Below are 4,886 nucleotides of genomic sequence, written 5' to 3' on the forward strand. Positions count from 1 at the left end.
GTGGTGCCCGTGTTAGCGGCGATGAAGTACGGAATCAGGTACTGCTCTTTCCCGGCTTCCTTGGTGTACTTCTCGAACATGCGCTTGAACTTGTCATAGCTGCCGATGCCCGGTTTCATCATCTGGTTGAGCGGACCTTCCTCGGTATGTTCCGGGGCGATCTTCAGGTAACCACCAACGTGGTGGGTCACCAGCTCCTTCACGTATTCCGGCGACTCGACCGCGAGGTCGTAACGCAGGCCGGATGCGATCAGGATCTTCTTCACACCCGGCAAGGCACGGGCGCTGCGATAGAGCTGGATCAGCGACGAGTGATCGGTGTTGAGGTTTTCACAGATGCCCGGGAACACGCAGGACGGCTTGCGGCACGCGGATTCGATGACCGGGCTCTTGCAGGCAATGCGGTACATGTTCGCGGTCGGGCCGCCGAGGTCGGAGATCACCCCGGTGAAGCCTGGTACCTTGTCGCGGATCTCTTCGATTTCGCGAATGATCGACTCTTCGGAACGGTTCTGGATGATCCGGCCTTCGTGCTCGGTGATCGAGCAGAACGTACAGCCACCGAAGCAACCGCGCATGATGTTCACCGAGAAGCGGATCATGTCGTAGGCAGGAATCTTTTCCTTGCCATACGCCGGGTGCGGAACCCGTGCGTAAGGCATACCGAAAACGTAGTCCATTTCTTCGGTGGTCATCGGAATCGGAGGCGGGTTGAACCAGACGTCCACTTCGCCATGCTTCTGCACCAGCGCACGGGCGTTGCCCGGGTTGGTTTCCAGGTGAAGCACGCGGTTGGCGTGGGCGTAGAGCACCGAGTCACCACGGACTTTTTCCATCGACGGCAGGCGGATGACCGTTTTCTCCCGGGTGAGGCGCGGGTTCGGCAGCAATTGCACGACCTTCGCTTCGTTCGGATCTTCCGTCGGACCCTTTTCCTGCTCGATGGCGCAGGCTTGCGTGTCCTGGGTGTTCACGTACGGGTTGATGATCTTGTCGACCTTGCCCGGACGATCGATGCGCGTGGAGTCGATCTCGAACCAGTCTTTTGGCGTGTCACGACGAATGAACGCGGTGCCACGCACATCGGTGATGTCTTCGATCTTGTGACCGAATGACAGACGCTGGGCGACTTCGACAATCGCACGCTCGGCGTTGCCGTAGAGCAGGATATCGGCGCAAGCGTCGATCAGGATCGAGTTGCGCACCCGGTCCTGCCAGTAATCGTAGTGGGCGATGCGGCGCAGGGAGGCTTCGATGCCACCGAGCACGATCGGCACGTGCTTGTAGGCTTCCTTGCAGCGCTGGCTGTAAACCAGGCTCGCGCGGTCCGGACGTTTGCCCGCCAGGCCACCGGGGGTGTAGGCATCGTCGGAACGGATTTTCTTGTCGGCGGTGTAGCGGTTGATCATCGAGTCCATGTTGCCGGCCGCGACGCCGAAGAACAGGTTTGGCTCGCCGAGCTTCATGAAGTCGTCTTTGGACTGCCAGTTCGGCTGCGCAATGATCCCGACGCGGAAGCCTTGGGCCTCCAGCAGCCGGCCGATGATCGCCATGCCGAACGACGGGTGGTCGACGTAGGCATCACCGGTAACGATGATGATGTCGCAGGAATCCCAGCCAAGCTGATCCATCTCCTCCCTGCTCATCGGCAGGAATGGCGCTGGCCCGAAACATTCGGCCCAGTACTTGGGATAGTCAAATAACGGCTTGGCTGCTTGCATGTCGATAACCGGTGTTGGCTTTCATTGAATTTCGCGGGCGCGGAATATAGCACAAAATTTGACCAATTCCGACGGCTATGGTCGGAAATTAGTGTCGCCCTCTTCGCGGGCAAGCCTCGCTCCTACAGGTTTTGCGTTGGATCACGATTGCGCGAACGACACATGGTCTGTAGGAGCGAGGCTTGCCCGCGAAGAGGCCCTGTCAGGCACTACACAACTTACTCGTCGTCGAAATTGTAGCTGCCCGGCGCCAGGTTTTCGAAGCGGGTGTACTTACCGATGAACGCCAGTCGTGACGTGCCGATCGGGCCGTTCCGCTGCTTGCCGATGATGATCTCGGCGATGCCTTTGTGCTCGGTTTCCGGGTGGTACACCTCATCCCGGTACACGAACATGATCACGTCAGCATCCTGCTCGATCGCTCCGGATTCCCGGAGGTCGGAGTTGATCGGGCGTTTGTTCGGTCGTTGCTCCAGGGAGCGGTTGAGCTGGGACAGCGCCACCACCGGGCAGTTGAATTCCTTGGCGAGGGCTTTCAAGGAACGGGAGATCTCGGAAATCTCGTTGGTCCGGTTGTCGCCGCCGGAACCTGGAATCTGCATCAACTGCAGGTAGTCGATCATGATCAGGGCGATGTCGCCGTGTTCACGTACCAGACGCCGGGTCCGCGCGCGCATCTCCGAGGGGCTGATACCAGCCGTGTCGTCGATGAACAGCTTGCGATCGTTCAGCAAGTTGACCGCCGAGGTCAGGCGCGGCCAATCGTCGTCGTCCAGGCGACCGGCCCGGACCTTGGTCTGGTCGATACGCCCAAGGGACGACAGCATACGCATGATCAGCGATTCGCCTGGCATCTCCAGCGAGTAAACCAGTACGCACTTGTCGCTGCGCAACACGGCGTTTTCCACCAGGTTCATCGCAAAGGTGGTTTTACCCATGGACGGACGGCCGGCGACGATGATCAGGTCGGCAGGCTGCAAGCCGCTGGTTTTCTCGTCGAGGTCGGTATAACCGGTGGACAGGCCGGTAATGGCGTTGTCAGTGTTGAACAAGGTGTCGATGCGGTCGATAGCCTTGGTCAGCAGGTCATTCACGCTCACCGGGCCGCCGGTTTTTGGCCGGGCCTCGGCGATCTGGAAGATCTGCCGCTCAGCTTCGTCGAGAATCTCTTCAGCCGTGCGGCCTTCCGGGTTGAAAGCGCTGTCGGCAATTTCGGTGGCGATGCCGATCAGTTGCCGCAAGGTCGCCCGCGCACGAACGATTTGCGCATAGGCCTTGATGTTGGCGACGGACGGCGTGTTTTTCGCCAGCTCACCCAGGTAGCCGAGACCACCGACTTGCGAGGTCTGACCTTCCTTGTCCAATTGCTCGGCAAGGGTCACGACGTCGATAGGGGAGTTCTGGTCGGCGAGCTTGGCGATCGCACGGAAGATCAAACGGTGGTCATGACGATAGAAATCGCCGTCCGAGACCTGATCGAGCACGCGTTCCCAGGCGTTGTTGTCCAGCATCAAACCACCGAGCACGGCCTGTTCGGCCTCGATGGAATGCGGCGGCACCTTCAGGGCAGCGGTTTGCAGATCGTATTGCTCGGGAGCGGAAATATCGTTCATGGCCACTTGGAATTAGTTTGTAGAAAATCAGGAACCGCAGAAAGACAAAGGGCACGACCTGTAAACAGGATCGTGCCCGATGTTACCGGCAAGCACCCGAGGGTGCCAGCCGACAAGTGCTGCTTAAGCTGCTACCACGACAACGCGTACGGTGGCTTCAACTTCGGCGTGCAGGTGCACGGCTACGTCGAATTCGCCTACGTTGCGGATGGTGCCGTTCGGCAGACGAACTTCGCTTTTTGCAACTTCAACGCCAGAGGCGGTCAGTGCATCAGCGATGTCGTGGGTGCCGATCGAACCGAACAGCTTGCCTTCGTCACCAGCGGTGGCAGTGATAGTCACTTCCAGCTCAGCCAGTTGGGCGGCACGGCTTTCAGCCGAAGTTTTACGGTCTGCTGCGGCTTTTTCCAGCTCAGCGCGACGCTCTTCGAACGCAGCCAGGTTGGCAGCGGTCGCAGCGGTAGCTTTGCCGTAAGGCAGCAGGTAGTTACGACCGTAACCAGCCTTAACGTTCACTTTGTCACCCAGGTTGCCCAGGTTGGTGACTTTTTCCAGAAGGATCAGTTGCATGTGAAAATCCTCTTAACTTTTAACCTTCACCGTTCGCGCTATCGGCATCTTTCGGTGCCGAACGACCGCGAAAATCAATCAGGCTGTCGACGATGGCCAAGACCACCAGCAACGGATAGATCAGTTGCATGAACAGCAACAGCGTGACGTACAACCCCACCAGCCAGAATTTGGCCAGTCGCTTTTGCGCCACCAGCCCGTGAATCAGGGCCAGCCCGGCGAACACCAGCGGTACGCTGCACAACGGTGTCAACATGGCCATCTGCGAGCCTAAGTTAGGCCCCAGAAGCATCAACACCAGCAGCAACATCGCCGGTAAAAGCGGGATTCGGATGGCGCGAAACTCGCGACCAAAACCACCCGGGTTGTACAACAACGCCTGCCAGTAGCGCCCGACAATCAGGCTCAGCACACTGACGATTTGCAACAAGGCCGCAATCAGGCCGGTCAGGACCGGTGCAATCAGGGACGCGAAACGCGCTTGCTCGTCTACCGACAATTGCTGGTAGACATCACCGAGTAGCGACGGCATGACTTTTATCAAAGCCTGCGCCAGCATCTCGATCTGGGGCGCAAAAGCCGCCCCCAGCACCACTGAAAACACCAATCCCATCGCTATGCTGACCAGCAGCACGCGGTTCCAGGACTCGCTTGCGCGCAAAACCAACGCAAGGCTCGAAGACCCCAGCAGCACCAGAAGTGCCCGTGGGTCGTCGGAGTAAAGCCACCAGATCAACGCCGGCAGCAGTCCCAGAGCAAGAACGCCCAAGGCGTCCTTCAATCCGCGCCGCAGGAGCACAAGGCATCCGGCGGCAGCACCCAACCAATACAACAACGGCAACGTTGCGCATCCGGCCACTACCAGAGTGGCCTGCATACGGCCGCGCATGATGAACTCAGCTAAGGCGCGCATGCATTCAATCCTTTGCTACGTGTCGACTGCCCGGTCTCAGCGGCCGTGGCTGTCGGTGTAGGCCAGCAG

General features: G+C 59.1%; 4 protein-coding genes. All 4 read right to left on the bottom strand.

Annotated elements, in window-relative coordinates; translation table 11 throughout:
* A partial coding sequence (locus ACIPLA_RS15575) for a YgiQ family radical SAM protein (RefSeq protein ID WP_401173961.1) occupies positions 1–1,721 on the bottom strand: 1,721 nt, incomplete at its 3' end.
* Positions 1,722–1,939: 218 nt separating this feature from the next.
* The gene (gene dnaB, locus ACIPLA_RS15580) at positions 1,940–3,334 is read right to left on the bottom strand and encodes a replicative DNA helicase (RefSeq protein WP_008068885.1); all 1,395 of its coding nucleotides are present in this window, start codon (positions 3,332–3,334) and stop codon (positions 1,940–1,942) included.
* A gap of 123 nt (positions 3,335–3,457) precedes the next feature.
* Positions 3,458–3,904: a 50S ribosomal protein L9 gene (gene rplI, locus ACIPLA_RS15585; protein WP_003197251.1), complete on the bottom strand. Its 447-nt coding sequence runs from the start codon at positions 3,902–3,904 to the stop codon at positions 3,458–3,460.
* 19 nt (positions 3,905–3,923) lie between these two features.
* The gene (locus ACIPLA_RS15590) at positions 3,924–4,817 is read right to left on the bottom strand and encodes a hypothetical protein (RefSeq protein ID WP_218397213.1); all 894 of its coding nucleotides are present in this window, start codon (positions 4,815–4,817) and stop codon (positions 3,924–3,926) included.
* Between the last annotated feature and the right edge of the window lie 69 nt (positions 4,818–4,886).

Origin of the sequence: Pseudomonas sp. NPDC086112, from assembly GCF_044746425.1 — a bacterium.
Classification (GTDB): domain Bacteria; phylum Pseudomonadota; class Gammaproteobacteria; order Pseudomonadales; family Pseudomonadaceae; genus Aquipseudomonas.